General features: G+C 73.7%; 27 protein-coding genes. 13 read left to right on the top strand and 14 right to left on the bottom strand.

All coding sequences use genetic code 11. The features are described from left to right. Entirely contained in the window at positions 1-1,110 is a 1,110-nt protein-coding gene (locus tag ADY59_RS15920) for a ring-opening amidohydrolase (RefSeq protein ID WP_049562869.1), read from the top strand. A 4-nt stretch (positions 1,111-1,114) separates the two neighbouring features. Here ADY59_RS15920 and ADY59_RS15915 read toward each other — a convergent pair whose 3' ends face one another. Continuing rightward, complete coding sequence (locus tag ADY59_RS15915; RefSeq protein ID WP_082310138.1) at positions 1,115-2,281, bottom strand: pyridoxal phosphate-dependent aminotransferase; 1,167 nt, start codon at positions 2,279-2,281, stop codon at positions 1,115-1,117. 32 nt (positions 2,282-2,313) lie between these two features. Here ADY59_RS15915 and ADY59_RS15910 point away from each other — a divergent pair, with 32 nt between their 5' ends. The 4 genes from ADY59_RS15910 to ADY59_RS15895 are packed head-to-tail and all read left to right on the top strand — an operon-like array spanning position 2,314 to position 4,882. Then, the gene (locus tag ADY59_RS15910; RefSeq protein ID WP_049562866.1) at positions 2,314-3,285 is read left to right on the top strand and encodes a DUF418 domain-containing protein; all 972 of its coding nucleotides are present in this window, start codon (positions 2,314-2,316) and stop codon (positions 3,283-3,285) included. Continuing rightward, a complete protein-coding gene (locus ADY59_RS15905) occupies positions 3,245-4,036 on the top strand; it encodes a carbon-nitrogen hydrolase family protein (protein WP_049562865.1) in 792 nt (263 codons plus the stop codon). Before ADY59_RS15910 ends, ADY59_RS15905 begins: the two co-directional genes overlap by 41 nt. 10 nt (positions 4,037-4,046) lie before the next feature. Continuing rightward, positions 4,047-4,493, top strand: a complete 447-nt coding sequence (locus tag ADY59_RS15900; protein WP_231618739.1) for a hypothetical protein — start codon at positions 4,047-4,049, stop codon at positions 4,491-4,493. Beyond that, on the top strand, positions 4,490-4,882 hold the full coding sequence (locus ADY59_RS15895) for a hypothetical protein (RefSeq protein ID WP_049562864.1): 393 nt from the start codon (positions 4,490-4,492) through the stop codon (positions 4,880-4,882). The genes ADY59_RS15900 and ADY59_RS15895 overlap by 4 nt, the downstream gene beginning before the upstream one ends. Position 4,883: 1 nt before the next feature. Here the strand turns inward: ADY59_RS15895 and ADY59_RS15890 are convergent, their stop codons facing one another. Then, a complete protein-coding gene (locus ADY59_RS15890; RefSeq protein WP_049562859.1) occupies positions 4,884-6,374 on the bottom strand; it encodes a carboxyl transferase domain-containing protein in 1,491 nt (496 codons plus the stop codon). Between the two features lie 70 nt (positions 6,375-6,444). Then, positions 6,445-7,626, bottom strand: coding sequence for a CaiB/BaiF CoA transferase family protein (locus tag ADY59_RS15885; protein ID WP_049562927.1), 1,182 nt, complete (start codon positions 7,624-7,626; stop codon positions 6,445-6,447). Between the two features lie 78 nt (positions 7,627-7,704). Between ADY59_RS15885 and ADY59_RS15880 the strand changes: the two genes are divergently transcribed. Further along, positions 7,705-8,235 carry a uridine kinase family protein gene (locus tag ADY59_RS15880; protein ID WP_049562856.1) on the top strand — a complete coding sequence of 177 codons (531 nt, stop codon included), beginning with the start codon at positions 7,705-7,707 and terminating at the stop codon, positions 8,233-8,235. Between the two features lie 6 nt (positions 8,236-8,241). Here the strand turns inward: ADY59_RS15880 and ADY59_RS15875 are convergent, their stop codons facing one another. The 4 genes from ADY59_RS15875 to ADY59_RS15860 form a co-directional block, all read right to left on the bottom strand. Continuing rightward, positions 8,242-8,913 carry a histidine phosphatase family protein gene (locus ADY59_RS15875; RefSeq protein WP_049562855.1) on the bottom strand — a complete coding sequence of 224 codons (672 nt, stop codon included), beginning with the start codon at positions 8,911-8,913 and terminating at the stop codon, positions 8,242-8,244. A 95-nt stretch (positions 8,914-9,008) separates the two neighbouring features. Then, a complete protein-coding gene (locus ADY59_RS15870; RefSeq protein ID WP_049562854.1) occupies positions 9,009-11,009 on the bottom strand; it encodes a PQQ-binding-like beta-propeller repeat protein in 2,001 nt (666 codons plus the stop codon). Positions 11,010-11,052: 43 nt separating this feature from the next. Further along, the gene (locus tag ADY59_RS15865) at positions 11,053-11,949 is read right to left on the bottom strand and encodes a hypothetical protein (RefSeq protein WP_156325529.1); all 897 of its coding nucleotides are present in this window, start codon (positions 11,947-11,949) and stop codon (positions 11,053-11,055) included. Beyond that, entirely contained in the window at positions 11,946-12,275 is a 330-nt protein-coding gene (locus ADY59_RS15860) for a PadR family transcriptional regulator (RefSeq protein WP_049562851.1), read from the bottom strand. The genes ADY59_RS15865 and ADY59_RS15860 overlap by 4 nt, the downstream gene beginning before the upstream one ends. 112 nt (positions 12,276-12,387) lie before the next feature. Between ADY59_RS15860 and ADY59_RS15855 the strand changes: the two genes are divergently transcribed. Next, entirely contained in the window at positions 12,388-12,948 is a 561-nt protein-coding gene (locus ADY59_RS15855; RefSeq protein ID WP_197093676.1) for a TetR/AcrR family transcriptional regulator, read from the top strand. A gap of 20 nt (positions 12,949-12,968) precedes the next feature. Then, positions 12,969-13,448 (top strand): nitroreductase family deazaflavin-dependent oxidoreductase, encoded by a 480-nt coding sequence (locus ADY59_RS15850; RefSeq protein ID WP_049562850.1) that lies wholly within the window; start codon positions 12,969-12,971, stop codon positions 13,446-13,448. Here the strand turns inward: ADY59_RS15850 and ADY59_RS15845 are convergent. The 5 genes from ADY59_RS15845 to ADY59_RS15825 are packed head-to-tail and all read right to left on the bottom strand — an operon-like array spanning position 13,445 to position 20,025. Beyond that, positions 13,445-14,599 carry a DegT/DnrJ/EryC1/StrS family aminotransferase gene (locus tag ADY59_RS15845; RefSeq protein WP_049562848.1) on the bottom strand — a complete coding sequence of 385 codons (1,155 nt, stop codon included), beginning with the start codon at positions 14,597-14,599 and terminating at the stop codon, positions 13,445-13,447. The two genes, ADY59_RS15850 and ADY59_RS15845, sit on opposite strands and share 4 nt — an antisense overlap. Next, positions 14,596-15,315 carry an amidohydrolase family protein gene (locus tag ADY59_RS15840; protein ID WP_049562847.1) on the bottom strand — a complete coding sequence of 240 codons (720 nt, stop codon included), beginning with the start codon at positions 15,313-15,315 and terminating at the stop codon, positions 14,596-14,598. Before ADY59_RS15840 ends, ADY59_RS15845 begins: the two co-directional genes overlap by 4 nt. Beyond that, positions 15,312-16,040, bottom strand: coding sequence for an amidohydrolase family protein (locus ADY59_RS15835; protein WP_156325528.1), 729 nt, complete (start codon positions 16,038-16,040; stop codon positions 15,312-15,314). The genes ADY59_RS15840 and ADY59_RS15835 overlap by 4 nt, the downstream gene beginning before the upstream one ends. A gap of 10 nt (positions 16,041-16,050) precedes the next feature. Beyond that, positions 16,051-18,045 carry a PQQ-binding-like beta-propeller repeat protein gene (locus tag ADY59_RS15830; protein WP_049562844.1) on the bottom strand — a complete coding sequence of 665 codons (1,995 nt, stop codon included), beginning with the start codon at positions 18,043-18,045 and terminating at the stop codon, positions 16,051-16,053. Positions 18,046-18,060: 15 nt separating this feature from the next. Then, positions 18,061-20,025, bottom strand: a complete 1,965-nt coding sequence (locus ADY59_RS15825; RefSeq protein ID WP_049562842.1) for an outer membrane protein assembly factor BamB family protein — start codon at positions 20,023-20,025, stop codon at positions 18,061-18,063. Positions 20,026-20,110: 85 nt separating this feature from the next. Here ADY59_RS15825 and ADY59_RS15820 point away from each other — a divergent pair, with 85 nt between their 5' ends. From ADY59_RS15820 to ADY59_RS15800, 5 genes are read left to right on the top strand one after another with little or no spacing between them, the layout of a single operon-like run. Beyond that, positions 20,111-20,875 (top strand): amidohydrolase family protein, encoded by a 765-nt coding sequence (locus ADY59_RS15820; RefSeq protein ID WP_231618738.1) that lies wholly within the window; start codon positions 20,111-20,113, stop codon positions 20,873-20,875. Further along, the gene (locus ADY59_RS15815) at positions 20,872-21,582 is read left to right on the top strand and encodes an amidohydrolase family protein (protein WP_049562839.1); all 711 of its coding nucleotides are present in this window, start codon (positions 20,872-20,874) and stop codon (positions 21,580-21,582) included. Before ADY59_RS15820 ends, ADY59_RS15815 begins: the two co-directional genes overlap by 4 nt. 56 nt (positions 21,583-21,638) lie before the next feature. Then, entirely contained in the window at positions 21,639-23,585 is a 1,947-nt protein-coding gene (locus ADY59_RS15810; protein WP_049562837.1) for a PQQ-binding-like beta-propeller repeat protein, read from the top strand. A gap of 30 nt (positions 23,586-23,615) precedes the next feature. Further along, on the top strand, positions 23,616-24,479 hold the full coding sequence (locus ADY59_RS15805; RefSeq protein WP_049562835.1) for an NAD(P)-dependent oxidoreductase: 864 nt from the start codon (positions 23,616-23,618) through the stop codon (positions 24,477-24,479). A gap of 23 nt (positions 24,480-24,502) precedes the next feature. Continuing rightward, the gene (locus ADY59_RS15800) at positions 24,503-25,513 is read left to right on the top strand and encodes a S66 family peptidase (RefSeq protein ID WP_049562834.1); all 1,011 of its coding nucleotides are present in this window, start codon (positions 24,503-24,505) and stop codon (positions 25,511-25,513) included. Here ADY59_RS15800 and ADY59_RS15795 read toward each other — a convergent pair. Then, positions 25,494-26,048 (bottom strand): NUDIX domain-containing protein, encoded by a 555-nt coding sequence (locus ADY59_RS15795; RefSeq protein WP_049562830.1) that lies wholly within the window; start codon positions 26,046-26,048, stop codon positions 25,494-25,496. The two genes, ADY59_RS15800 and ADY59_RS15795, sit on opposite strands and share 20 nt — an antisense overlap. Then, positions 26,041-26,955: a dihydrodipicolinate synthase family protein gene (locus ADY59_RS15790; protein ID WP_197093675.1), complete on the bottom strand. Its 915-nt coding sequence runs from the start codon at positions 26,953-26,955 to the stop codon at positions 26,041-26,043. The genes ADY59_RS15795 and ADY59_RS15790 overlap by 8 nt, the downstream gene beginning before the upstream one ends. Positions 26,956-26,964 lie beyond the last annotated feature (9 nt).

The following is a 26,964-nucleotide window of genomic DNA, read 5'->3' as shown; positions in this document are numbered from 1 at the left end:
ATGCCGGATCCGATTGAAGTGCGCAAGGTGCCGATCGAGAGCGTCACCGACGCGTCCGGGCTGGCGCGGCTCGTCGACGACGGGGTGATCGAGGCGCACCGGGTGCTGGCCGTCGTCGGCAAGACCGAGGGCAACGGCGGCGTCAACGACTACACGCGGATCCTGGCCGACCGCGCCTTCCGCGAGGTCCTCGCCTCCAGGGGCCATCCCGCGCCGGACAGCGTGCCGCTGGTGTGGTCGGGAGGCACCGACGGCGTGCTGAGCCCGCACGCCACGATCTTCGCCACGCTCGACCCGGCGCGGGCGGTGCCGTCGGACGAGCCGCGCGTGTCGGTCGGGGTCGCGATGAGCGAGGTGATCCTGCCGGAGGACATCGGCCGGCCCGCCATGGTGGAGAAGGTCGCCGCCGGGGTGCGCGAGGCCATGAAGGCCGCCGGCATCGACGACCCGCGCGACGTCCACTACGTGCAGACCAAGACGCCGCTGCTGACGCTGGCCACCATCACCGACGCCCGCGACCGCGGCCAGGACACCGCGATCGAGGAGACCGGCCCGTCGATGGACCTGTCCAACTCCACCACCGCGCTGGGCGTCGCGGTGGCGCTCGGGGAGATCGGCATGCCGTCGGCCGGCCAGATCCACAAGGACCTGTCGCTCTACTCCTCGGTGGCCTCCTGCTCGTCCGGCGTCGAACTGGACCGGGCCCAGATCGTGCTGGTGGGCAACGTGCGCGGCATCGGCGGCCGCTACCGGGCCGGTCACGGCGTGATGCGCGACGCGCTCGACGCCGACGGCATCTGGGCGGCGATCCGTGACGCCGGCCTGCCGCTGCCCGACCGGCCGCACCACTCCGACCTGGGCGGGCGGCTGGTGAACGTCTTCATGAAGTGCGAGGCCGACCCGTCGGGGCGCGTACGGGGGCGGCGCAACATCATGCTGGACGACTCCGACGTGCACTGGCACCGCCAGATCAAGGCCACGGTGGGCGGCGTTGCGGCGGCCGTCACCGGCGACCCCGCGGTGTTCGTGTCGGTGGCCGCCGTGCACCAGGGCCCCTCCGGCGGCGGCCCGGTCGCCGCCATCGTCGACCTGGCGGGCGACGAGACCTGACCTGTCAGGCCGACAGCCGCTTGAGCCGGGTCACCGCCTCGTCGATGACCTCGTCCTTCTTGCAGAAGGCGAACCTGACGAAGTGCCGGCCGCGCTCGGCGTGCTCGTAGAACACCTGCGTGGGGATGGCGACCACGCCCGCGAGCTCCGGCAGCCGCTGGGTGAACGTGAGCCCGTCGGTGAAGCCGAGCGGCCGGATGTCGGTCTGCACGAAGTACGTGCCGGCCGGCCCGAACACCTCGAACCCGGCCGCCGCCAGGCCCTCCATCAACCGGTCACGCTTGTCCTGCAAGGAGTCGCGCAGCGCCGCCACCCACTCGAGCTCGTGCCGCAGCCCATAGGCGACGGCGACCTGCCAGGGCGCGCTCGCGGTGAAGGTGAGGAACTGCTTGACCGACTGCACCGCCGTCACCAGCGGCGCGGGCGCGCACACCCAGCCGGTCTTCCAGCCGGTGACCGAGAACGTCTTGCCCGCCGAGGAGATCATCACCGTGCGCTCGCGCATGCCGGGCAGCGTGGCCAGCGGCACGTGCTCGACGCCGTCGAACGTGAGGTGCTCGTACACCTCGTCGGTGATCGCGATCAGGTCGCGCTCCCGGCACAGCTCCGCGATGACGGTCAGCTCGTCGCGGGTGAGCACGGTACCGGTGGGGTTGTGCGGTGAGTTGACCAGGATCGCCCGGGTACGCGAGGTGACGGCGGCACGCAGCTCGGCCGGGTCGAACGTGAAGCGGCCCGCCACCGGCCGCAGCGTGACGCCGACCAGGCGGGCCTGGGCGAGCGCGATCGAGGCCGCGTAGGAGTCGTAGTAGGGCTCGAAGGCGATCACCTCGTCGCCCGGCTCGCACAGCGCCAGCACGGCCGCCGCGACCGCCTCCGTGGCGCCGACCGTGACCAGCACCTCGCCGGCCGGGTCGTAGGCCAGGCCGTAGTGCTCGCGGCGGTGCTCGGAGACGGCCTGGCGCAGCTCCATCACGCCGGGGCCGGGCGGATACTGGTTGGCGCCCGATCGGATCGCGTGCACGGCGCGGTCGAGCATGGCCGCCGGGCCGTCGGTGTCGGGAAAGCCCTGGCCCAGGTTGATCGCGCCGGTCCGGGTGGCGAGTGCGCTCATTTCCGCGAAAATCGTCGTGCCGAAGGAGCGCATCCGGGAGACAAGTGGTTCCGTCACAGCCTCACACTATTACCCATAGGGTGGATCACTTGGGCAGCGTCGCACGCATCCGTGAGCTCGACGCCCTCCGCGGGTTCGCGGTGGGCGGGATCATGCTGGTCAACACGTGGCAGCACGCGCCGCACGAGCCGGCCACGGGCATCGACCAGGTGATCGACACGTTCTTCCAGAGCCGCTTCTACCCGATCTTCTCCCTGCTGTTCGGCATCAGCTTCGTGCTGTTCCTGCGCGGGTCCGGCCGGTGGGCGCTGCTCGGCCGGCTGTTCTGGCTGATGATGTTCGGGCTGATCCAGCACACCTGGTACACGGGGGAGGTGCTGACCGACTACGCGTTCTTCGGGGCGCTGGTGCTGCTGCCCGCCTCGTTCCTGCCCGGCGCGCTGCCGCCGCTGCTGCTGGGGGTGGCGCTGCTCGCCTGGAGCGTCATGGAGGGCGGCGGCTACCTGGGCATCGAGGACGCGCCGCCGTTCGTCTCCAACGGGCCGCTGCTCATCCCCGCCGCGTTCCTGATCGGCATGGGCCTCATGCGGCTGCGCCCGTCCCGGCGGCTGCTGGCGCCCGGCTTCGCCGTGAGCGTGGCCGCCGTCGTGTTCCTCACCGCCGCGTGGAACTCCACCGGCGACTGGTCGCTCTACCTGGCGGGCGCGGTCGCCGGGGCGGCCGCGTACGTGACGGGGCTGCTGCTGGTGCTGCGGCCGTGGCTGTCGGCGGCGCTGGAGCCGCTGGGCAGGATGGCGCTGACCAACTACGTGAGCGGCACCGTGGTGATCGTGCTGGCCGCGCCGCTGCTCGCCGCCGACCCCACCCGCTGGTCGGTGCTCGGGCTGACGGCCGTGACGCTGCTCGTCCAGGGGCTGTTCAGCCGGTGGTGGCTGGGCCGCTGCCGCTACGGGCCGCTGGAGTGGATCTGGCGGTGCCTCACCCGGTTCCGGTACGTGCCCAACAAGTTAGAGTCGGGCCGTGACGAGAATCGCCCTCTGCCAGATCCCGGTGTCCCCTGACCCGGCGGCCAACCTGACACGAGTCCGCGACGCCCTCGCCAAGGCGGAAGGAGCCGACCTGGCGATCTTCCCCGAGGCCACGCTCACCCGCTACGGCAGGCGCATCACCGAGCTGGCCGAGCCGCTCGACGGGCCGTTCGTGTCCGGCGTGGCCGAGGCCGCCGAGCGGCACGGCCTGGCGGTGATCGCCGGCGTGTTCGAGCCCGGTGACGGCAGGGTGAGCAACACCGCCGTCGCGATCGGCGCCGACGGCGGGATCCGCGCCGCCTACCGCAAGATCCACCTGTTCGACTCGTTCGGCGCCAAGGAGTCGGAGCTGGTCGCGCCCGGTTCCGAGCCGGTGGTGGTGGAGCTGGCCGGGCTCCGGGTCGGGCTCGTCACCTGCTACGACATCCGCTTCCCGGAGCTGACCAGGGCGCTGGTCGACCAGGGCGCCGAGCTGTTCGCGGTGATCGCCGCCTGGGGGTCGGGGCCGCTCAAGGAGGACCACTGGGTCACGCTGGTGCGCGCCCGCGCGCTGGAGAACACCATGTGGACCGCCGCCGTCGGCCAGGCGCCCAACCCGGCCGAGGCCGAGGACGGCTACGGCGTCGGGCGCAGCATGCTGGTCGACCCGCTGGGCGTGGTGCGCGCCGATCTCGGCACACCGCCCGGTGTGCAGGTCGTGGAGCTCGATCCGGAGGCCACCGCCGCCGCCCGCGCGACCTTGCCGTGTCTTGAACATCGGGTGCTCGGGGTCGAGCGACCGTAAAGTGGTCATCATGAGCGGAACGCAGATGCAGAAGGTGGTCCCGCCGCGTCTGCTGGTGCCCTATCTGGCGGGCAAACGCACGGTCATCGCCGGGTTCGTCTACCGCGTGCAGGACTGCGTCAGGCTGACCACCCCCGAGCAGCTCTACTTCGGCCTCGACCTGTCGTTCGACGGCTCCGAGCTGACCTCCGGAGTGCCCGAGCTGTACGTGATGCGCTGGCAGGCCCGCGACGTCGACACCTACGCCGTCCCGTACGGCCCGCACATGGGCGGCGACTGGAGCGACGCGCCACCGTTCGCCGGCAACGGGTTCACCACCTCGCGCGAGCACGTGGTGCCGCAGTTCCACACCACGCCGATGCCCATACCGGCCGGCGCGAGCATCGTGCACATCACCGCGGAGGGCGAACGGCCGTTCGCCGGCTACGACGGTCTCACCTGGCGGCCTGCCGCATGAACGACGAGCTCACACCCGTCGCCTCCGGGTTCGTCGCCCGCTTCGGCGAGCGCACGCTGCCGGCCGCGCTCGGGCCCGACGAGCAGGTGGTGCTGTTCAGCGAGGAGGAGCTCGACGGGTTCGAGGCCGCCTCCGGCTACTGGCGGCGCACGGTGGCGCGTACGGAACTGGAGTGGCTGGTGCTGATCCGCACCGTGGGCACGTTCGGCGGCGAGCCGTGCATCGTCCTCGACGAGGACGAGGACGGCCTGCACATCGCCTACACCGGCCACAGCGGGATGAAGGCCGAGGCGCTCGGCTACTGGATGGTCGACCACGGCGCCTACGAGGTCGTGGTGCCGCGCGAGGAGGTCTTCTCCATCCGCGTCGAGCGCGTCCCGGTCCCCTGAGTCAGCCGCCCAGGTGGCGGTAGCGGGCCAGGCGGGCCGCGAGCCGGTCGCCGGGGGCCTGGGTGAGCAGGCCGGCGATCTCGTGCTCCAGCGCGTGGCCGACCCGCTCGCAAAAGGCCCTCGGCTCGTAGGCGGCATCGGGCAGCTCGGGGACGACGCGGTCCACGATGCCGTCGCGGCGCAGGTCGGTGGCGCGCACTCGCTGCGCCTGGGCGATCTCCGGGGCGAAGTCGACGCTGCGGTAGAGGATCGCCGAGGCGCCCTCCGGCGGCAGCGGCGACAACCAGGCGTGCTGCGCGCACAGCACGCGGTCGGCGGGCAGCAGCGCCAGCGCGGCCCCGCCGGCGCCCTCGCCCATCAGCAGGCAGACCGTCGGCGCGTCGAGCATGACCAGCTCGGCCAGGCAGCGGGCGATCTCGCCGGACAGGCCGCCTTCCTCGGCGGACTTCGACAGCGCCGCGCCGGCCGTGTCGATGACCGTGACCAGGGGCAGCCCCAGCTCGGCGGCCAGCCGCATGCCGCGCCTGGCCACCCGCAGCCCGGCCGGGCCCAGCGGCGAGCGGGCGCGCTGGTGCTGCCGGTCCTGGCCCAGCAGCACGACCGGGGCGGTGCCGAACCTGGCCAGCGCCAGCACCAGGCCGGGCTCGTTCTCGCCCTCGCCGCTGCCGCTGAGCGGGGTCACGTCGGTGGCGGCCAGCTTGAGCAGCGCCCGCACGCCGGGCCGGTCGTCGCGCCGGGAGCGGGTGATGGCCTCCCATGCCTCCACGGGCCGCAGGTCCTCCTCCGGCGCGGGGCCCGCCCTCACGCTGCCGGGCTCGGCCGACAGCACCGACAGCGCCCTGATCGCGATCTCGCGGGCGTCGCCGGCCGCCACGACGGCGTCGATCAGGCCGTGCTCGAAGAGGTTCTCCGCCACCTGCACGCCCGCGGGGAACGGGTAGCCGTGCAGCGACTCGAACACCCTGGGCCCGAGGAAACCGATGAGCGCGCCCGGCTCGGCCGCCGTCACGTGCCCCAGCGAGCCCCAGGACGCGAACACCCCGCCGGTCGTCGGGTGCCGCAGGTAGACCACGAACGGCAGGCCCGCCGCGCGCAGCGCCTGCACCGCCACGGTGATCTTCACCATCTGCACGAACGCCGTCGCGCCCTCCTGCATCCGGGTGCCGCCCGAGGCGGGCGCGGCCAGCAGCGGCAGCCGCTCCCGGGTGGCCCGCTCGATCGCGGCGACGATCCGCTCGGCGGCCGCCACCCCGATCGACCCGGCCATGAACGAGAACTCCGAGGCCACGACGGCCACCCGGCGGCCGCCGAGCAGCCCCTCGCCGGTCAGCACGGCCTCGTCGTAGCCGGATTTGACCCGGGCCGCGGCCAGCTCCTCGGCGTAGGAGGAGCCCGGCTCGGCCGGGTCGGCGGGCGGCGCGTCCCACGACTTCCACGAGCCCCCGTCGAGGACCGTGTCGATCAGTGTGCGCGCGTCCGGACGGCTCACCATCGCTCCCTCTTGTCAGCCGGTGATGCAATGTTGACGCACGAGCGCACCGTGCGGTGCCGCCGGATCCCCTTCATCGCTCTAGCTCTTCGCGTCGGGCGAGCTCTTCGCGCTCCGTGAGCCAGCGCAGCACCGCGTCGCCGTCCTGGCCGAGCGCCGGCGGCGGCGAGTGTTTCACGCCGTCGAGCCCGTCGAAGCGCAGCGGCGGCCCCGGCAGCTCGATGGGGCCGAGCACCGGGTGCTCCACCTCGACGACCAGCCCCTGCGAGCGGGTCTGCGCCCAGGCGTAGACCTCGTCGAGCGACCGGATCGCGCCCGCGGGCACGCCGGCCTCTCCCAGCCTGGCCAGCCAGTAGGCGCGGTCGTGGGCGGCCAGGGCCTTCTCCATGTCGGCGATCAGCTCATCCCGGTGCGCGAATCTGTCCCTGTTGGTCGCATATTTCGCCATATCAGGGTCGATGTCGAGTAGCGCGGCCACCTTCTTCCACTGGCCGTCGTTCGCCGCGGCGATCTGCAGCATGCCGTCGGCGCAGCGGAAGGCGCCGTAGGGGGCGATCGAGGCGTGGTGGTTGCCGCCCGCGGCGGGCACCCGGCCGCCGACGGTCCAGGCGGTGCCGTGGTAGGAGTGCACGCCGGTGACCGCCGCCAGCAGCGAGGTCCGCACGACCCGGCCCCTGCCGGTGCGTTCACGCTCGTACAGGGCGGCGGCCACGCCGTACGCGCCGTGGATGCCCGCGAGCAGGTCGGCCACCGAGGCGCCCACCCGGTAGGGCTCACCGGGCGGCCCGGTCAGCGACATCAGCCCCGCCTCCCCCTGCGCGATCTGGTCATAACCCGGCCGGCCGCCCTCGGGTCCGTCGTGCCCGAAACCGGTGATGGACAGGACGACCAGGCGCGGATTGAGCTCGTGCAGCCGCTCGACGGACAGGCCCAGCCGGTCGAGCACCCCCGTGCGGAAGTTCTCCACCAGCACGTCGCTGCGGCGCACCAGCCGTTCGATGAGCTCTCTGCCCGCGTCGGACTTCAAATCCACGGCGATGGACTGCTTGTTACGATTCGCCGCCAGGAAATATGTCGAAATTCCCTGGTCCGGGCCGACGAAGGGCGGGCCCCACCCCCGCGACTCGTCTCCCCCGTCGGGGTGTTCGACCTTGATGACCCTCGCGCCCAGGTCACCCAGCATCTGTGCGGCGTGCGGGCCCGCGAGGGCCCTGGAAAGGTCGAGCACGACGATGTCATCCAGGGGTCCGCGCAAGATCAACCTCCAGCCGGTTCGGAAGCGGCAGCATATCCTCTCGCCTCCGCGCTCCAGTCTCCTCCTACCCTGAGTGCCGTGGATTCCCTGGCCCGGCGCGTCCTGACGCGCCCTCCGTCGTGCGGCCCGGTCCGCCTCGTCGCCGTCGACGGGCCGGCCGGCTCCGGCAAGACCACGCTCGCCCGCGCGCTCGCCGCCGCGCTCGGCTGCCAGGTGGTGCACAGCGACGACTTCCCCGTGCAGTGGGAGGACGGCCCGGCCACCTGGTTCGCCGCCCTGGAGGAGCAGGTCCTGCTGCCGCTGCGGCACGGCCGCCCCGGCGCCTTCCGGCGCTACGACTGGGTACGGGCCACGTACGCAGAACAGGTCGTGGTGCCGGTCGCGCCGACGCTGGTGATCGAGGGCGTCGGCACGGCCCGGGCGTCGGCGGCGCACCTGCTGGCCTACACCGTCTGGGTCGAGGCGGACGAGGACGTCCGGCTGCGGCGGGTGCTGGCGCGCGACGGCGCGCACCTGGAGCCGCGCTGGCGGAGGTGGTTCGAGAAGGAGAAGGCGTGGTTCGCCGCCGACGGCACCCGGGCGCGCGCCGACGAGATCGTCACCACCTGAGCGCCCCTACAGGTGGCCGACGGTGTTGAAGTCGCGCAAGGTCAGGCGGCCGCCGACGGCGTGCCACGTGGAGACGGAGCCGTTCAGGATCGGGGCGAACGCGTCCAGCGCCGCGAGCTCGGCATCGGGCGACCCGGCGATGACGTGCCGCAGCGCCAGCACCACCGCGTCGTGCGCGACGATCAGCACCCGCCGCCCCTCGGCCCGCTCGCGCAGGTCGGCCAGGAGGTCGCGGACCCGGGCGGCCACGTCGCCGTACGTCTCGCCGCCGGGCGGCCGGTAGCGGTAGTCGCCCTCGGCCCGCAGGCGGGCCAGCTCCTCCGGGTGACGCCGCTCGATCTCCGCCTCGTTGTAGCGGCCCAGCGTGCCCCGGCTCCGGTCGCGCAACCGCTCGTCCACCGTCACCGGCAGCGGATCGGCGCCCCACACCCGCGAGGCGATCGTCCAGGTGTCGAGGGCGCGCCGGTAGGGCGAGCACCACACCAGGTCGGGCGCCTCGGCCGCCGGGAGCGCGGCCAGCAGCGCGCCGAGCGCGGCGGCCTGCTCCCTGCCGAGCGCGGTCAGCGTGACCTCGTCGTCGCCGCGCCCGTAGACCAGCGGCTCGTCGCCGGCCTCCCGGAAGGCCAGGTTGGCCTCGCTCTCGCCGTGCCGCACCGCGATGATCCGCAATGGCCCCATGGCTCCATCCTGCCATTCGCGCGCCGGGCCGCAGGTGCCGGTGACCCGGCCCACCCCCTCGGGGCCGGGCGCGGGTCCCGAGGGGGCGCGTCCGGTCAGGGCCGGAAGCGGAAGAGCCTCGATCCTTCCGCGAAGTACACGTCGCCCGACCGGTGCACCGCGAGGTGCTGGACGGGCCCCTGCTTCACCACGGCGCGCGCCAGGGTCCTGGGGTCGAGGGTGAACGCCTCCTTGCCCGCGTGCGCCCCGTACAGGAGCCTGTCCTTCCGGTTGAAGGCGAGCTGCCCGCCGGAGCTGGAGCTGGTGGAGAGCGTGAGGCGGGAGACGACCTTGCGGGCCGCGACGTTCACGCCGAACACCTCGCCGCCCGCGATCCCCCACAGGCGGCCGCGGTCGTCGAACGTCAGGGCCGGGATGGCGGGCTTGCCGGGGGCCGGGACGATCTCCCACAGCAGCTTGTCGTGCTTGACCGACCAGGCGAACAGCTTGGCCTCCGGCTGGGTGGGCTCGGTGGCCGACTGGCCGCTGTAGATCGAGGTGCCGCCGTAGAGGACGCCGTCACGGTAGGCGAGGGAGACGATGCTCTGGTCCCGGACGACGTTGCGCTCGGCGTGCTTGAGCGCGCCGGTCTCCGGGTCCCACAGGGCCAGGACGCCGCCGAGGTGGCCCAGGTCGGGCATGGTGCCCACCGCCAGGTACTTCCCGGCGGAGGTCAGGGCGCGGGGCCTGATCTGCTTGTCGGCGTGGAAGTCGGCGAGCCTGACCGGGTTGTCGGCCGGTCCCGGTTCGGGGCTGGGCGAGTACTCGGGGCTGTTCCAGGGCAGCGCGGGGTCGTAGGCGTAGATGCGGGCGTCCGGGTAGGCGCCGATGTAGAGCTTGCCCCGGTGCGTGGCCAGCCCCTCGGTCTGGGAGAAGGTGTGGAACTCCTCCTTCTCGCCGGTGCGCGGGTCCAGGGCGGCGAAGCCGCCGTTGAGGAAGCCGCCCGTGTAGACGCGCCCGTCGGGGCCGCCGGCGATGGCCGTGATGTCGATCGGCTCGCCCTTGATGCCCGACTGGACGAACGACTTGGCGCCGGTCTCCGGGTTGTAGCGGAACATCATGCCGCGCCACAGCAGGCCCACCAGGCTCTTGCCCGGGTAGTCGGGCAGGCCCAGCTCGGCCCAGCCGATGCCGCGCGTGTTGGCCACCCGGCCGACGAACGGCATCCCCGTCGGGGTGACGGCCTTGGTGCGCGGGTCGTAGCGGACCAGCTCGCCGCCCTTTACAAAGTAGACCCGGCCCTGGTCGTCCGGCGGGGACACGTCGAGGCCGTGGGCCGTCTCCAGCGCGTCCACCCACGCGCCGGCGGCGATGTCCCACACGTGCAGCGGCGAGGGGAACGCGGTGCCGAGCCGGACGTACAGGTAACCGGCTTCCACGTTGACGTCGTACGCCCACCGGTCCTTCAGGTCGACGCCGGGCGGCGCGGGCAGTTGCCTGACCGCGCCGGAGGCGGCGTCGACCTCGAACAGGGCGGCCGGGTTCTCGGTGCCCGCGTAGATCTTGCCGCCGGCGTAGGAGACGCTGCGGACGTAGGCGTGGGACGGCGAGAGCCGGCCGTAGTCGCGCATCCCGGTGGCCGGGTCGTAGCCGAACAGGCGGCCGCCGGGAGAGGTGCCGCCGTAGACGGTGCTCCCCTCGCCCGCGGCCACGGACCAGATGAAGTTCTCCGAGGCGATCGGGCGGCCCAGGTCGGTGACGCCGCCGTCGCGGGTCCACCGGTAGAGGTGGCCGTCGCCGTACGTGCCCGCGTACACGCTGCCGTCGGGCGTGGCGTCCACCGCCCAGGCGCCGGCGGCGCCGGGGAGGTCGAGCCGGGCCACCTCGGCGCCGGTGGCGGGGTTGACGGCGTTGAGGTGGGCCGGCGTCCCGGACGAGGCGGCCCAGAGCACGGGCGCGCCGTCGGGACCCGGGGCGACGGTGCCGCCGAGGAGCAGCACGTCCTGCAGCGGCACCCCCAGGTCGGTCAGCCGGTCATCGGCGTGCGCGGGGGCGGCCGGCGCGGTCAGCACCACGGCTGCCACGGCGGCGGCGAACGCTCGCTTGATTAAGGTCATGACCGAAACCTAGAAAGGAACTGATTTCCCGTCAATACTCCGGTTACGGTTCGGGCCGAATAGCGACTCCACGAAGACTGGGCGCGGTGCGGCCGTGCTTGAGCGCGCTCACCGCCACCAGGGCGCCCATGGCCACGCTGAGCAGCGCGCCCGCCGACACCGCCGCCACGAACGGCCCCGACGCCTCCGGCAGGCCCAGCGCCATCAGCGCCACGACCGGCAGCCAGGCCAGCGCGTTGAGGATGGCCGCCACCCCCAGCGAGCTGCCGCAGCCACGCACCGCGGCGGCCAGCGCGGGGGCGGGGGCGGCGATCGCCGGCAGCGGCAGCATCAGCGCCAGCACGATGGGGACGACGAAGCCGCCCGCCATGGCCTCGCCTAGCGGTCCGGCCGGGTAGCCGCCGCCGGCGAAGGCCGCGCCGTAGAGGACGTAGCCGATCAGGGCGGCGGGGGCCGCGACGAACGGCGCGGTCATGACCGCCTGGCGCGCCGTCAGCCTGGCGGCCACCCCCTGCCCGCCGGACTTCATGACGGAGACGGAGGTGATCAGGAGCGGCGCCACCGAGAGCACCCCGTAGACGCCGGCCGCCGCGAACAGGCCGCGCGCCATGTCCGGCAGCCGCCCGGCGAACTCGCCGGCCGCCGCGGCCCCGGCCCAGACGCCGTGCAGACTGGCCGGGTCGCGCACGCCCGGGTTCCACAGGAGCCACAGGGCCGCCCCGGCCACGGACAGCACGGCGGCGACCGGGACGCGCATCGGCGCGGCCCCGGGCAGGCGCCCGCGGCGGGCCCACGCGTCGGCCGCGCCCCTGGCCAGGTCGAGCACCGTGCGCGGCCGCGCCGGCCGGGAGCGGACCAGGTCGGCGACCTCCTCGCCGTAGCGGTCGCGCCACGCCCTGGGGTAGAGGGCGAGCATCGCCAGCGCGATCGCCCGCATCATGACATGCCCCAGGCGAACCCCGCGCGCCTCGCGCCGGCCCGCTCGATGCGGCGCAGCGTGGCGAGCTGCTCGCGCAGCGCGTCGCGGCCTCCCTCGGTGATCCGGTACGGCTTGCGGCGCTCGGAGGAGGCGACCGACTCGATCCAGCCGCGCTCCTCCAGCCGCATCAGCGCGCCGTAGAGCGTGCCGGGTTCGAGTGCGGTCCCGGAGAACTCCTCGATGTCGTGGATCATCCGGTAGCCGTGTTTCTGGCCCTCGGCCAGGCTGATGAGCACCAGCAGCGCCACGTCCGTGAAGCGGCCGAGCTCTTGCGTCCTGCGTGCCATGTATTCAGTAAAACTTAGTAAGTCCTACTGAGCAACCGGTTTGCGGTCCCGGGACGCGCGGCCTAGTATCAGGGCAGTCGTACAGGACGACTGCCCTAAAAGGAGGAACCCGGTGAACTCTCCGGCGGCGGCACGCGGGCGCGAGGTGCGGCAGCGGTTGCTGAACGCGGCGGCCGAGCTCATCCCCGAGCGCGGCTGGACCGCGGTCAGCACCCGGATCCTGGCCGAACGCGCCGGGGTGACGCCGAGCGTGGTGCACTACCACTTCCCGTCGCTGCCGGCGCTGCTCAACGAGGCCGTGATCACCGGCCTGCGCCGCGCGCTGGCCGAGAGCGACGCGTTCCTGGAGAGCGCGCGCACCCCGGCCGAGGCGGTCGAGGCACTGCTGGCCTCCGTCGAGCAGTTCACCGGGGCCGATCCCGCCTCGCTGCTGACCACCGAGGCCTACCTGGCCGCCACCCGCGACGAGGCGCTCCGCCTGGAGATCCGCGGCGTGCTGGAGGAGTTCCGCGACCGGCTCGGCCGGTGGCTGGGCGAGCGCGGCGTGCCCGCGCCGGTCGAGACGGCGGCGGTCCTGGCGGCCGTGGTCGACGGGCTGATCCTGCACCGCGGGCTGGGAGCCGGGCCGGATCCCGGGGCCGCCGCGGCCGTCCTGCGCAGACTCGTCGGTTAAGCCAGCGAAGGAGGAGATCCATGGAGATCGTCAAGAAGGCCGAGCCGCCGGCCGGGCTGGGCCGGTTGCTGTTCAGGCTGCCGATCCACCTCTACCGGATCGGGCTCGGGTGGCTGTTCGGCCGCCGGCTCGTGCTGATCAACCATGTCGGGCGGGTCACCGGCAAGACCCGGCAGGTCGTCGTGGAAGTCGTCGAGTCCGGTCCGGCCGGCGTCGTGGCGGCCTCCGGGTTCGGCACCGGCGCGGCGTGGTACCGCAACGTGCTGCACCAGCCGCAGGTCACCATCCAGATCGGGACGCGGACGATCCCCGTGACGGCCGTGCCGCTCCCGCCCGGGGAGGGCGCGGACGTCTTCGCCCGCTACGCCTCCCGGCACCGGTGGGCGGCCAGGGTGCTGCTGCCGCGCCTGATGGGCTTCCAGGTCGACGGTTCGGAGGCGGACTTCCGGGCTGCCGGGGAGCGCATCCCGTTCGTCCGGTTCGTCCCCCGATCGGGTTAGGCGGACAGCACCTTGGCCAGCGCCTCGGCGACGTCGGCGGCGCGGGCCGGGTCGTCCATGAGCATCGACTGGCGCACCCACACCACGCCGCGCGCGGCCTCCTCGGTGGCCGGGCACGGCTCGGCGCGCGCCCCCTCGGCGGCGAGCGCGTCCATGCCGCCCAGCGGCGGATACCCGCTGTCCAGCGGCACGCCCTCGGCGGCCATCGCGGCCAGCAGGAACTCCCGGTCCACGGGGGCCTCGACGCGCAGCATGAGCAGGTGCCGCGAGTCCCGGGTCGTCCCCGGGGGCGCCGGCACGGCGGTCACCGGCAGGTGCGCGAGCTCGGCTCCGAGGGCGGCGCAGAAGGCCTCGCGGCGGGCGATCTCGTCGTCCAGGCGGTCCAGCCAGGGCAGCAGGAGCGCGGCCTGGATCTCGGTGAGCCGCAGGTTCCAGCCCACCGACGGGTGGCCGTACCACTGGCCGCCGAGCCGGCGGCCGACGTTGCACACCGACCAGACCGCCTCGTACGTCTTCTCCTCCCGGCAGACGATCAGCCCGCCCTCCCCCGCCGTCATCGCCTTGCTCGCCTGGAAGCTGTAGACGCCCGCGTCGCCCAGCCCGCCGACCGGCCGGTCGCGGTAGGTGGCGCCGTGGGCCTGGGCGGCGTCCTCGACGACCGCGAGGCCGTGGCGGGCGGCCACGGCGGCGAGCGCGTCCATGTCGGCCGGGCTGCCGGCCAGGTGCACGGGCATGACGGCGGCGGTCCGCGGCGTGACGGCCTCGGCCACGGCGTCCGGGCACAGGTGCAGGTGCTCCGGGTCCACGTCCACGATCACCGGGACGGCGCCCGCGAGCAGCACGGCCGTGGCCGAGGCGACGAACGTGTAGGCGGGCACGATCACCTCCTCGCCCCGGCCCACGCCCAGCCCCTTGAGCGCGGCGAACAGGCCCAGCGTCGCGTTGCCGACGGCGACGCCGTACGGGACGCCGGACGCGCGGGCGAACGCGGCGGTCAGGTCGGTGACGAGGGAGCCGCCCTGGGTGGCGCCCCACAGGCCGCTCTCCAGCACGCCGGTCACGAGCTCGCGCTGGGCGGGATCCAGGGGCGGCGGCCACGACGGCCACGGGGTGGCGCGCACCGGGGTGCCGCCGTGCAGGGCGAGTGTCATGGGTGTCCCTTCCCGAGCAGGCGGGCCAGGTTGCCGCCCTGGATGAGGGCGCGGTCGGCGTCGGTGAGCGGGGCGAGCGCGAGGCGGCCGACGCCGAGGCGCATGTCGAGGAAGCAGGCGTCCGTGCCGAACACGACCCGCTCGGCGCCCGCCAGCGACGCCAGGCGGGCGATCCAGCGGCCGGTCGACTGGGAGCCGCACACCTCCAGGTAGACGTTCGGGTGGCCGTCGACCAGGCGGGCCGCCCGGGCGAAGCCGGACGGCCAGAGCCCGGTGTGCCCCATGAGGAGCGGCACGTCCGGATGCCGGGCGGCGACGGTGGCGAACTGGGCCGGATCGCTCCACGGCGAGTCGGTCTGGCCGTGCGCGAGCACCGGCAGGCCGAGCCGCCAGACGGGCTCGTACAGCGGGTCGTCGAGGCGGCACTGGTGGACGTCCGGGTGCAGCTTGACCCCCCACACGCCGTCGGTGGCCAGAGGGGTGCGGTGGTGCGGGTTGTAGACCTGCCAGACGCCGAACCTGCCGGGGTGCTTGCCGGCGATCTCCAGGGCCAGCCGGTTGCCGCCCTCGGCGTCGGGGCCGACGGCCAGCAGGTGGCTGATGCCCACGGCGGTGACGCCGAGCCGGTCCATGGTGGCGACCAGGCCCTCGGCGGTGGGGTCGGGGATGAGGAAGTCCGGCCAGGTGCCGACGTGGCCGTGCGCGTCGAGGATCATCGGCGGCCTCCGAGCAGCCTCTCCAGGGAGCCGGCCGCGATCAGGTCGGTCTCGTGCGGCGTCAGGTCGAGGTGGTCGAGGAGGAAGCGCGGGCCGCAGTCGTCGGCCACCGGGGCGCCGGTGCCGAACACCAGCCGCCCGGCCCCGAACCGCTCGGCCAGCCATTCCACGCCGCCCTGCGTGTTGACGGTGCCGATCTCCACCCAGACGTCCGGCGCCTCGGCCATCAGCTCGGCCAGCGCGCGCAGGCGGCGGTAGCCGGGGTTCAGCACGAGGATGCGCTGCCCGGGCAGCAGTCCGGCGAGCGTGCGCAGCTGGGCGGGTGAGGTCTCGCCGAGGTCGACGGCGACGGCGGGCGGGGGTTCCGCGGCGTCGCCAAGTGCGGCGAGCCAGCGGAGCGCGATCGGGCCGGTCAGGTCGAATCGGTGCCGTTCGGGGCAGAGCCGCACCATGCGCGCCCCCCACGCCCGCACGTCGGCGGGCGTGGCGGGGGTGCACGCCCCCGGCACGCCCGGCACCACGACGGGCACCGGTTCGAGCCGGGGGTCCGACAGCGCGAAGAGGGCGTCGTTGCCCGCCCCGGCGTCGGAGTAGAGGCTGAGAGTATGGGTCACGAGGGCCCGCTCGATGCCCAGGCGGTCCAGGTCGGGCCGCGGGTCCACCGGCAGGTCGTCGAACGGCACGGGGCCGGCCAGCCGGTGGGCGTCCACGATCAATTTCGGCACAGACCGAAACCTATGACGCGGCGGTGCCGACCGTCAAGGGCGGGCAGCGCGGGTCGAGCCGGATCCGGGCCAGGTCACGGCCCGCGAGGGCCCACGCGTACCAGGAGCCGGGCTCGAAGTGGAGCTGCGGGTTGGTGTACCACTCGTCGCCGAGGCCGGTCGCCAGCAGCTTGGCCTCCTCGCCCAGTTCGTAGGCGTTGCCGCCGCCGAAGAAGGTGGAGGTGAACACCTTGCCCCGGTGCACGGTCAGCTCGCCGTAGCCGGGCAGCTTGCCCTGCCGCACGACCTGCCGCGTGTCCAGGTCCAGGGCGATCCACACGCCCGAGTCGCGCTTGTACACGCCGTACAGCAGCCCGTCGTGCACCTTGACGTCCTGGAAGGTCCGGTGGCCCGGCAGCGGGTCGGTCCGCCACAGCACCGTACGGGTGCGCAGGTCGAAGGCCGCCACCGACGCCGCCGTCCGCACCGGCGGCGTCCCTCCGCCGCCGAGCACGTCGCCGCCCAGGTAGACGACGCCGGCCCGGCTGTCGAGCGACAGGCTCATCAGGCTCTGGTCGGGGATGACGTCCACGTACACGTCCATCCGGCCGGTGTCCGGGTCCACGACGGTCAGCGCGCCCTTGAGGTTCGCCCCCAGCGGCGCGCTGGCGACCAGCAGCCTGTCGGTGCGCGGGTCGTACTCGATGTCCCAGGGGCGCTGCTGGCCGTGGCCGAGGCGGCCGAGGCTGCGGACCTCGTCGGTGCGGATGTCGACGGAGACGATCTCGCCGCTGGGGTAGATCGCGGCGTAGATCTTGTCACCGCGGCGCACCAGGTCCTTGGGCTCGCCGGGCATGCGGAAGCGCCGCTTGGCGCCGGTGCGCAGGTCGCGGACCTCCATGGAGAAGTGACCGCCCACGTACACGGCCCGGTTGGGGACGAGCAGCATGCTCTGCGGCCGTTCCGAGCCCGAGGGCAGCCCGGCCTCGATGATGTCGGCGAACTCCGACGAGCCGGTCCGCAGGTCCAGCCACCACATGCCGCCGCTGCCCGAGAAGCCCACCAGGGTGTGGTCGTCCACGAGGGCCAGCCGGCGGGTCTCGTCGCCGGGCGAGGGCGGGTCGGCGATCCTGGTCAGGCTCGTGTCGCCGGTGCGGTAGCGGTGGACCGCGCCGTCGGGCCGGGAGGTGACGTAGACGGTGCCGTCGGGCGCGACGGTGAGCGTGTCGAGGCTGCCCGACCCCGGGCTGTCCTGCCCCAGGCCGGCCGTCCTGGCGTCGGTGCCGTCGTCGCGCACGTCGATGAGCGTCGCGCCGCTGGTCGCCAGCACCCGGTCGCCGTGGTCGGCGACGAAGCCGATGCCCGACGGCCCGGTGGCCAGGTCGAGCTTCTCGCCGGTCTTCCGGTCGATCCGGACGAGCTTGCCCTTGTCGAGCAGGCCCGCGTAGACGTAACGGGCGTCCGCGTCGACGCCCCGGACGTACCGCTCGCCCGCGGCCAGCACGCCGAAGTCGCGCACCGCGCCGGTGCCGGGGACGTACTCCCACACCCGGCCGGCGGGGTACGTGCCCGCGTACAGGGTGCCGTCGGGCGCGGCCGCCAGCGACCAGACGAAGCCGCCGTTCTTCCCGAAGGAGTGCAGGTGGGCCACCTCGCCGGTGGCGATGTCGAAGCTGTAGAGGTCGGGCACGGGATAGGTGCCGACGTACACCTTCCCGCCGGAGACCGCCGCGGCCCAGCCGCCCTCGGGCTCGCCGTCGGCCGGGCCGTCGGGGAGCGTCACGCTCCTGACCACCTTGCGGGTGGCCAGGTCGACGTCGGCCAGCACCGGCGGCTTCAGCCCGCGGGTGACGACGTAGGCGTGACCGTCGTGCACGGCCGCGCCGACCAGGGCGCCGGTCACCGAGGCCGGGCCGTAGGTGGTGACCGCGGGATCGCCGCACCGGGAGGGCGCGGCGGCGGCGGGCGCGGGTGAGACGAGCGCGGGCAGCAGGCCCGCGACCACGACCATCAGGGACTTGAACATGCGTGAACCTCTCGTTCAGCCGGCCGGGACGGTCACGGGCGGGCAGCTCGGGTCCAGCCGGATCCGCGCCAGGTCGCGGCCCGCGATCGCCCAGGCGTTCCAGGAGCCGGGTTCGAAGTGGAGCTGCGGGTTCGTGTGCCACTCGTCGCCCAGCCCGGTGGCCAGCAGCGTGGCCCCGCGCCCGGCGTCGAGCTCGTAGGCGTTGCCGCCCTCGCGGAAGACCGAGGCGAACAGGCGGCCGCGGTGCACGGTCAGCTCGCCGTAGCCGGACAGCTTGCCCTGCCGGACGACCTGCCGGGTCTCGGGGTCCATGGCCATCCAGGCTCCCGAGTCGCGCTTGAACGACGCGTACAGCAGCCCGTCGTGCAGCTTGACGTCCTGGAAGGTGCGGTGGCCGGGCATCGGCTCGGCCTGCCAGAGGACGGTGCGGCGGGCGAGGTCGAAGGCGGCGATGGAGGCGGACGGCGCGCTGGTGCCGAACACGTCGCCGGCCAGGTAGACCACGCCCCGCCCGGCGTCGAGCGACAGGCTCATGAGGCTCTGGCCGGGGATGACCCCCTTGTACACGTCCGTCTCGCCGGTCTCCGGGTCGACCACGGACAGCGCGCCGGGGATGCTCGCCGACAGCGACGCGGTGGCCACCAGGAGCTTGCCGGTGCGCGGGTCGTACTCGATGTCCCAGGGCCGCTTCTGGTCGTGGCCGAGGTAGCCGAGGCTGCGGACCTCGTCGGTGCGGATGTCGACGGAGACGATCTCGCCGGTGGGGTACATGGCGGCGTAGACCTTGTTCCCGGCCCGGACCATGGTCTTGGGCTCGCCCGGCACCCGGATCCTGCGGTGCTCGCCGGTGCGCAGGTCGCGGACGTCCAGGGCGAAGTGCCCGCCGGCGTATACGGCGCGGTTGGGGACGACCAGCATGCTCTGCGTCCGCTCGGCGCCGGCCGGCATGCCCGCGTCGATGAGGTCGGTGAACTCGGTGGCGCCGGTGCCCGGGTCCAGCGACCACAGGCCGCCGCTGCCCGCGAAGGACAGCAGCGTGTTCTCGCCGGTCACGTGGAGCAGGCGGGTCTCGTCGCCGTAGGAGGGCGGGTCGATGACCTTGGTGAGCGCGGTGTCGCCGGTCCGGTAGCGGTAGACGGTGCCGTCGGGGCGAGAGGCGGCGTAGACGGAGCCGTCGGCGGTGGGGGTGAGCGCGTCCAGGAGCCCGGACTCGACGGTGACCCGCCGCAGGTCCGTGCCGTCCTTGCGGACGTCGATCAGCTCGCCGCCGGCCGCGGCCAGGACCCGGTCGCCGTTGAGCGCGACGACGCCGATCGCGGCGCTGCCGGCCGCGAGCTGCTGGACGGCGCCGCTGACGCGGTCGACGCGCACGAGGAGCTGCTTCTCCAGCAGGCCCGCGTAGACGTAGCGGTCGTCGGCCGCCACCGCGCGCACGTAGTGCTCGCCCTGGGCGAGCACGCCGTAGCGGCGCACGGCGCCGGTGCCGGGGACGTACTCCCACACCCGGCCGTCGGAGGAGGTGCCCGCGTACAGGGTGCCGTCGGGGGCCGCGGCCAGGCTCCAGACGAAGCCGCCGACCTTGCCGAAGGAGTGCAGGTGGGCCACCTCGCCGGTGGCGATGTCGAAGCTGTAGAGGTCGGGGACGGGATAGGTGCCGACGTACACCTTCCCGCCGGAGACCGCCGCGGCCCAGCCGCCCTCGGGCTCGCCGTCGGCCGGGCCGTCGGGGAGCGTCACGCTCCTGACCACCTTGCGGGTGGCCAGGTCGATCTCGGCCAGCACGGGCGGCTTGGGGCCGCGGCTGACGACGTAGGCGCGGCCCTCGTGCACGACGGCGCCGACGATGGCGCCGGTCACCGAGGCCGGGCCGTAGGTGGTGACCGCGGGATCGCCGCAGCGGGAGGGGGCGGCCGACGCGGGCGCCGGTGAGACGAGGGCGGGTAACAGGCCCGCCACCACGACGAGCAGGGATCGGAGCATCCGGCGACCTCGCGTTCATTGGTGCACGATTTTGGCCCAGACCGTAACTTTATGAGCGCGGTTCGTCAATGGCATGATGACGCGCATGACGATTGAGGAGGGGCCCGCAATGCCGTTCGACGCGTGGAGCCTGATCGGCGGGCTGGAGGTGACGCTGGACGTGGACGTGCTCGTCGGAGCCTTCCCCGACCGCGACGGGCCGCCCGGCACGCCGGAGTCGGTGGGCGAGCTGCTGGCGGGCCACCGCACCCGGACCGGCGCGGTCGCCGGCCTGCGGGCGGCCCTGTTCGACGTACGGCAGGGCAACGACGAGGTGCTGGCCCTGGCGGCGGACCCGCGCTGGCTGCCCGTCGGCACGGTCGACCTGCGCGACCCGGTGGGCGCGGGCCGGGAGCTCGACAGGCTGGCCGGGGCCGGCGTCCGGGCGGTGCGGCTGTTCCCGGACGAGCAGGGCGTGGAGGCGTCGTTCCCGTCGGTGCGGCACGTCGCCCGGCGTGCGACGGAGCTCGGGCTGGTGGTGCTGACCGGCGGCGACGTGCGCCGCTTCTGGCAGCCGTTCGCCGGGATCGGCGCCCGGGTCGTCTTCCTCGACACGCACTTCTACCACCTGGGCGACTTCCTGGTGGCCGCCATGGAGGAGCCCGGGTTCCACACCTCGACGCGGCTGCTCAACTCCCCCGACGCGCTGGAGACGGTCGCCGCCGAGGTCGGGGCCGAGCGGCTGCTGCACGGCACCCGCGCGCCGCACTACGAACCCATCGTGCCGCTTCTGCGGCTGGCGACCGGCGGACTGGACCCGGCGCAGGTCGCCGCCGTCGCCGGGGGCAACGCGAGGAGGCTGCTTTCATGATCATCGATGTGCACGCGCACTGGGGGCCGTGGTTCTTCACCATGGACGTGGCCGGGGCGAGCCTGGCCACCATGGACCGCTACGGCATCGGCAAGGCGATCGTGTCGGCCACCGAGGCGGTCATCTACGACGCCCAGGCGGGCAACCGGGCCCTGGCGAAGGTGCTCGAAGGGCAGGACCGGCTCTACGGGTACGTGACGGTCAACCCCCGGCGGCTGCGCGAGGCGGCCGAGGACCTGCGTGACCTGACCGGGCCCTGGGTCGGCGTCAAGATCCATACGGACTACACGGGCTCACCGGTGACCTCGCCGCGCATGCGGGCCGCGCTGGAGCTGGCCGCCGAGGCCGGGCGGCCGGCGCTCGTGCACACGTGGGGCCCCTCGGTGCTCGACCTGGCGCAGGTGTGCCTGGACATCCCGGGCCTGCGGGTCATCGCCGGACACATGGGCGCCGACGGCTACCGCTACGCGATCGAGGCCGCGAACGGCTGCGACCGGCTCTACCTGGAGCCCTGCTGGTCGCACGCCCCGGCGGGCCGGATCGCCGAGGTGGTGGCGGCCGTGGACGACCGGCGGCTGCTGTTCGGCACGGACGCCACGCTCATCGATCCGTCCTCGGCGTTCGGCGCGGTCGCGGCGGCGGGGCTCACGGGCGCGACGGCCGAGCGGGTCGCCTGGCGCAACGCCGCGGAGCTGTTCGCGATCTAGACATTACGGACCGGCCCGTTATAGCGTGCGGCGCAAACCTTCCCAGGGAGCCGCACATGATCCCCCGTCGTCGTTTCCTGCAGGTGGCCGCCGCGTCCACGGCGGCCGCCGCGCTGCCCGCCACCCTGCCCGCCACGGCCGCCCACGCCACCGCACCCCCCGAAGGCACGCTCACCGACCTGGGGCCCGCCAGCGTCGCCAGCCCGCTGGGCAACGCCGAGTTCGTCGGCGGCGTGCTCTACGCCGGGTCGCGCGGCCTGTCGCCCAACGTGGTCGGCGCCTACGACCTGGCCCAGGATTCGGTCACCGCCCATTTCGAGATCCCGACCGGCGTCGGCGTGTGGGCGATGTGCAAGGTGGGCACCGACGTCTACGTCGGCACCCACGCCAAGTCCGACCTGTACAAGCTCGACACGGTCGCGGGCACCGTCACCAAGGTCGCCTCCTACCCCGACCACTTCATCTGGACCCTGGCCGCCTCCCCCGACGGCAAGGTCTACCTGGGCACCTCCGAGCCGGGCAAGGTCAAGGAGTACGACCCGGCCACCGGGACCACCCGCGACCTGGGCGAGGCGGCGCCCGGCGAGGCGTACGTGCGCGGCATCCAGGCCGACGACACCCACGTCTACGCGGGCGTCGGCGCCAACGCCCACCTCATCGCGATCGACCGGGCCACCGGCGAGCGGCGCAACCTGCTGCCGCCCGAGGTGGACCGCGACTGGGTGTCGAGCATGAGCGTCTCCGACACCCACATCGCGGGCGGCATGAACTCGCTGGCCGATCTGATCATCCTGAACAAGGCGGACCCCTCCGACTACAAGGTCGTCAAGGCCACCGCCCCGGGCGAGAAGTACATCGTCTCGGTGCTCATCCACGACGGCTACGTGTACTTCGCGGGCCGCCCCTCCGGCACCTTCTACCGCTGCCGCCTGGACACCGGCGAGCTGGAGGTGCTCGGCGTGCCGTACTTCGAGGCCGCCACCCACCGCATCCTGGCCCACGAGGGCCGCATATACGGAGTCCAGGACAACGCGGTGTTCGTCTACGACCCGGCCACGGGCTCGCTGGAGTACCGCAACCTGGTGCAGCGCGGCTTCCGGGCGGCGGCCGAGGAGCCGATGTCGGTGCACTCCGACGGCGAGCGCGTCTACGTGGGCGGCAAGAGCGGCGCCGACATCCACGACCTGGCCACCGGCAAGACCACCCGGCTGCCCATCCCGGGCGAGCCGAAGACCATGCTCACCGTCGGGGGCACCACCTACATCGGCGTCTACACCCAGGCCGCGCTCTACTCGCACCGCGCCGGCGACGCCGAGGCCACCCTGCTGGCGCGCACCGGCAACCAGCAGGACCGCCCGCGCGACCTGGCCTGGGACGCCAGGACCGGCCAGCTCGTCATGCCCACCCAGCCCGAGCCCGGCCACATGAACGGCGCCCTGTCCTTCTACTCGCCGCGCACCGGCGCGTACGTCACCCAGCGGCCCGCCGTCGAGCGCCAGACCGTCTACTCGGTCGTCACCCGGCGCGGCACCGCCTACCTCGGCACCCTCACCCAGGAGGGACTCGGCCTGCCGCCGGTCACGACGAGCGCCCGCCTGGTCGCCTACGACCTGTCGGCGCGCAAGCCGCTGTGGGAGACCGAGCCCGTCCCGGGGGTCCGCTACATCTCCGCGCTCGCGCTCGGCCCCCGTCACTTGTACGGCATGACGAACACGGGCGTGGTCTTCGAGTTCGACCTGCGGGGCAGGAAGGTCACCCGGACGCTCAAGGTCGGCCCGAAGGGCGGCGACCTGTTCCTCGTGGGCCGGGTGGCGTACTGCACCGACGGCGACAAGGTGTACAAGATCGACCTGCGCGGGTTCACCGCGTCGGCCGTCGTCGAGGGGCTGGCGGGCCAGTGGTTCGGCGGCGAGCCCAAGCTGGCCCTCGACCCGTCCCGGCGCGCCCTGTACGGGCTCAAGGGCCGCAACCTGGTGCGGATCGCCATCGACGGCAGGCGGTGATCGGCGCCGTCACCGGCTAACGTGGGACGCATGACCGGCGTCGCAGTACTCGGAACAGGGATCATGGGCGCGCCCATGGCGGGCAACCTGCTCGCGGCGGGCCTGCCCGTCCGCGTGTGGAACCGTACGCGGGAGAAGGCGGAGCCGCTGGAGGCGGCCGGCGCGGTGATCGCCGGCACGCCCGCCGAGGCGGTGCACGGCGCCGACGTCGTGATCACGATGCTGAGCGACGCCGGCGCCGTCCACGACGCCATGTCCGCCGCCGCGCCCGGGCTGCGCGCCGGGCAGGTGTGGGCGCAGATGAGCACCGTCGGCGTGGCCGGCGTCGCCCGGCTGGCGGAGCTGGCCGCGGCGCACGGGCTGACGTTCGTCGACGCGCCGGTGCAGGGCACCAAGCAGCCGGCCGAGCAGGGCACGCTGGTCGTCCTGGCCGCCGGGCCGCCCGCGGCCAGGGAGACGCTCGAACCCGTCTTCGGCGCGCTCGGCCAGCGCACGCTCTGGCTGGCGGACGACGGAGCCTCCGGGGCCGGGTCCCGGCTGAAGATGGCCACGGTCAGCTTCGGCATCTCGCTGACGGCCGTCGTCGCCGAGTCGCTCGCGCTGGCCCGGGGCCTCGGCGTGGACCCCGAGCTGGTCCGCCAGGTGATCGTGGGCGGGCCGATGGACAGCGCCTACTTCCAGGTCAAGTCGCGGGCGATCCTGGACGGCTCCTTCGAGCCGAGCTTCACCGTACGCAACGCCGAGAAGGACACCGGTCTCATCGTCGAGGCGGGCGAGTCGGCCGGCGTCAGGCTCGACGTGGTGGCCGCCGCGCGCGAGCGTTTCCGCCGCGCCGACGCCCAGGGCCACGGCGACGAGGACATGTCCGCGACGTATTTCGCTAGTTTTGACTGATTCGTACGTGCTAGTAAACGGGGATGCGATATCCGTCTTCCCTGCGCCCCGGTGACCGGATCGGGGTCACCTCACCGTCCAGCGGCGTCGACAAGAGCCTTGAGGACCGCCTCCGGGCCGCCATCCGCACCGTGGAGGCACGCGGCTACGAAGTGGTCGTCGGCGCCTGCATGGACGGCTCCGGGCACGTCAGCGCGCCGGCGGCCGATCGGGCCCGCGAGCTGACGGACATGCTCACCGACCCCTCGATCAAGGCCGTGATCCCGCCGTGGGGCGGCGAGACCTGCATCGACCTGCTGCCGCTGCTCGACTGGGACGCCCTGGGCGCGGCCGAGCCGACCTGGCTGGTGGGCTACTCCGACAACACCACGATCATGACGCCGCTGACGCTGCTGAGCGGCATCGCGACCATCCACGGCAACAACCTGATGGACACGCCCTACCGGGTCCCGGACGGGCTGACCGGCTGGCTGGACATCGTCACGATGCCGCCCGGCGCGACGTTCACCCAGACCCCGCCCGGCCGCTACCGGGCGCAGGGCCGCGACGACTGGCAGAACGCGCCCGAGGTGGACGAGCTCACCCTCGACACGCCCGGCCGGTGGACCCGCCTGGACGGCGACGGCGACGTCCGGGCGGAGGGGCGGCTGATCGGCGGCTGCGTCGAGATGCTGTGCAACCTCGCGGGCACGCCCTACCTCGACACCACGCCCCTGGCCGGCGACGGGCTGATCGTCTACGTGGAGGCGTGCGAGCACGACGCGGCCACCATCTGCCGCAACCTGCACGGCATGCGCCTGGCCGGCTTCTTCGCCGGCGCCACCGCGATCCTCGTCGGCCGCACCCGCGCCCCCGGGCTCCTGACGCTCACCCAGCACGAGGCGGTGCTCGACGCGCTCGGCGGGCTCGGCGTGCCGATCATCGCCGACGTCGAGTGCGGGCACGTGCCGCCGTGGATGCCGCTGGTCAACGGCGCCCGCGCGGTCGTCGCGCACGAAGCCGGCCGCGACGAGATCACCCAGACCCTGACGTGAGCCCCATCGCGAGCAGGGCGTAGGCCGCGATCGTCCCCGAGTCGCTCACCTCGCCAGCGCGGATCATCCGCTCGAACTCGGCTCGGGGCACCCACCGGTGCAGCATGTCCTGCTCGGTGTGCTCCCGGTTGACCGGCCCGCGCTCCAGGTCGGTGGCGAGGTAGACGTACAGCTGCTGGTTGACCAGGCCGTGGGCGTTGTCGAGCGCGCCGAGGAGCGTCCAGTTCCCGGCGCGCAGCCCGGTCTCCTCGGCCAGCTCGATCCTGGCCTCCTCCTCGCGGCTGGAGGCCACCGCCGTGCCCTGGGGGAAGCTCCACGAGCGGCGGCGCATCGGGTAGCGATACTCCTCCACCAGGTGGAAGCCGTCATCCTCCATCGGGACGACCATCACGAAGTCGGGCTTGTCGACGTAGGCGTAGATGCCCTGCGATCCGTCGGGCCGCTCGACCTCGTCCTCCCGGACGACCATCCAGGGGTTGTCGTAGACCACCTTCGTGGAGAGCTGCCGGATCGTGTCCGGGCGCGTGTCAGGCATGGCCCGATGCTAGGGCCTCCAGCACGGCCGCCCGCTCCCCGTCCGGCAGCGGAGGCGCGTACGGGTCGAAGGCGTGGGAGTGCGGGATGCGGCCCTCGGCGGCGGCCAGCCACAGCATCCGCTGGACGTAGCCCTCCATCGGGCCGGTGAACGTGGCCGTCGCCAGCCGGTCCAGGCGGGAGGACGCCTCGTGGAAGGCGCGCAGGTCGGTGCCCTCGAAGGCGCGCATGACGGCGGCGGTCAGGCCGACGTGCGCGGCGGCGATGCCCACCAGGGCCGCCTCGGCGCCCCACAGGAGGGAGGGGGCGAACATGCGGTCCTCGCCGGTGATCGCGAGCCTGCCCGCGTCCCTGGCGAGGGCGATGGCCAGCTGGCAGCCCATCGCGTCCGACAGCAGGGCCGTCTTGAGTCCCGCCACGCCCGGGTGGGCGAGCAGGTCGCGCAGCACGCCGGGCGGGCAGGGGCGGGTGTAGAGGTCGAAGGCGATCATGGGCAGCCGGGCCGCCCGCCAGACGGCCTCGTGCTGCGCGAGCCTGTCGCCGGGCGAGGGGAACACCAGTACCCCGGCCGCGCCCAGGCTCGCCGCGACCCGCGCCTCCTCCTCCGGCCCCGCCGGCCCCGCCGGACCGGGGCCCGTCGGGGGTTCGCCGCCCACGCCCACCAGGACCGGGACGCCGAGGGCGACCGCGCGCCCGATCACGGTGGCCCGGGTCGCCGGCGGCAGGTACGGGCCCCGGCCCGTGTGGGCGAGGACCGCCAGGGCGCCCGCGCCGTCCTCGACGAGACCCGCCAGGTAGCGGGTCACGATGTCCGGGTCCACCTCGCCGGCCGCCGTCATGGGCGTGGCCGCGGCGGCGACGAGGGTGCCGCGGAGCCGATCCCGGAGCGCTTGAGCCGAAATATCCACGAAAGGAGC

Origin of the sequence: Nonomuraea sp. SBT364 (genome assembly GCF_001083785.1) — a bacterium.
Classification (GTDB): domain Bacteria; phylum Actinomycetota; class Actinomycetes; order Streptosporangiales; family Streptosporangiaceae; genus Nonomuraea.
This window is presented reverse-complemented; position numbering and strand designations above follow the sequence as displayed.

Coding starts and splice junctions, on each gene's coding strand:
- ADY59_RS15860 (WP_049562851.1), bottom strand. CDS start 12,275: ATGGCACGCAGGACGCAAGAGCTCGGCCGCTTCACGGACGTGGCGCTG.
- ADY59_RS15875 (WP_049562855.1), bottom strand. CDS start 8,913: ATGGGGCCATTGCGGATCATCGCGGTGCGGCACGGCGAGAGCGAGGCC.
- ADY59_RS15895 (WP_049562864.1), top strand. CDS start 4,490: ATGAACGACGAGCTCACACCCGTCGCCTCCGGGTTCGTCGCCCGCTTC.
- ADY59_RS15805 (WP_049562835.1), top strand. CDS start 23,616: ATGACCGGCGTCGCAGTACTCGGAACAGGGATCATGGGCGCGCCCATG.
- ADY59_RS15830 (WP_049562844.1), bottom strand. CDS start 18,045: ATGTTCAAGTCCCTGATGGTCGTGGTCGCGGGCCTGCTGCCCGCGCTC.
- ADY59_RS15890 (WP_049562859.1), bottom strand. CDS start 6,374: ATGGTGAGCCGTCCGGACGCGCGCACACTGATCGACACGGTCCTCGAC.
- ADY59_RS15810 (WP_049562837.1), top strand. CDS start 21,639: ATGATCCCCCGTCGTCGTTTCCTGCAGGTGGCCGCCGCGTCCACGGCG.
- ADY59_RS15825 (WP_049562842.1), bottom strand. CDS start 20,025: ATGCTCCGATCCCTGCTCGTCGTGGTGGCGGGCCTGTTACCCGCCCTC.
- ADY59_RS15800 (WP_049562834.1), top strand. CDS start 24,503: ATGCGATATCCGTCTTCCCTGCGCCCCGGTGACCGGATCGGGGTCACC.
- ADY59_RS15850 (WP_049562850.1), top strand. CDS start 12,969: ATGGAGATCGTCAAGAAGGCCGAGCCGCCGGCCGGGCTGGGCCGGTTG.
- ADY59_RS15815 (WP_049562839.1), top strand. CDS start 20,872: ATGATCATCGATGTGCACGCGCACTGGGGGCCGTGGTTCTTCACCATG.
- ADY59_RS15820 (WP_231618738.1), top strand. CDS start 20,111: ATGACGATTGAGGAGGGGCCCGCAATGCCGTTCGACGCGTGGAGCCTG.
- ADY59_RS15845 (WP_049562848.1), bottom strand. CDS start 14,599: ATGACACTCGCCCTGCACGGCGGCACCCCGGTGCGCGCCACCCCGTGG.
- ADY59_RS15840 (WP_049562847.1), bottom strand. CDS start 15,315: ATGATCCTCGACGCGCACGGCCACGTCGGCACCTGGCCGGACTTCCTC.
- ADY59_RS15920 (WP_049562869.1), top strand. CDS start 1: ATGCCGGATCCGATTGAAGTGCGCAAGGTGCCGATCGAGAGCGTCACC.
- ADY59_RS15870 (WP_049562854.1), bottom strand. CDS start 11,009: ATGACCTTAATCAAGCGAGCGTTCGCCGCCGCCGTGGCAGCCGTGGTG.
- ADY59_RS15865 (WP_156325529.1), bottom strand. CDS start 11,949: ATGATGCGGGCGATCGCGCTGGCGATGCTCGCCCTCTACCCCAGGGCG.
- ADY59_RS15795 (WP_049562830.1), bottom strand. CDS start 26,048: ATGCCTGACACGCGCCCGGACACGATCCGGCAGCTCTCCACGAAGGTG.
- ADY59_RS15900 (WP_231618739.1), top strand. CDS start 4,047: ATGAGCGGAACGCAGATGCAGAAGGTGGTCCCGCCGCGTCTGCTGGTG.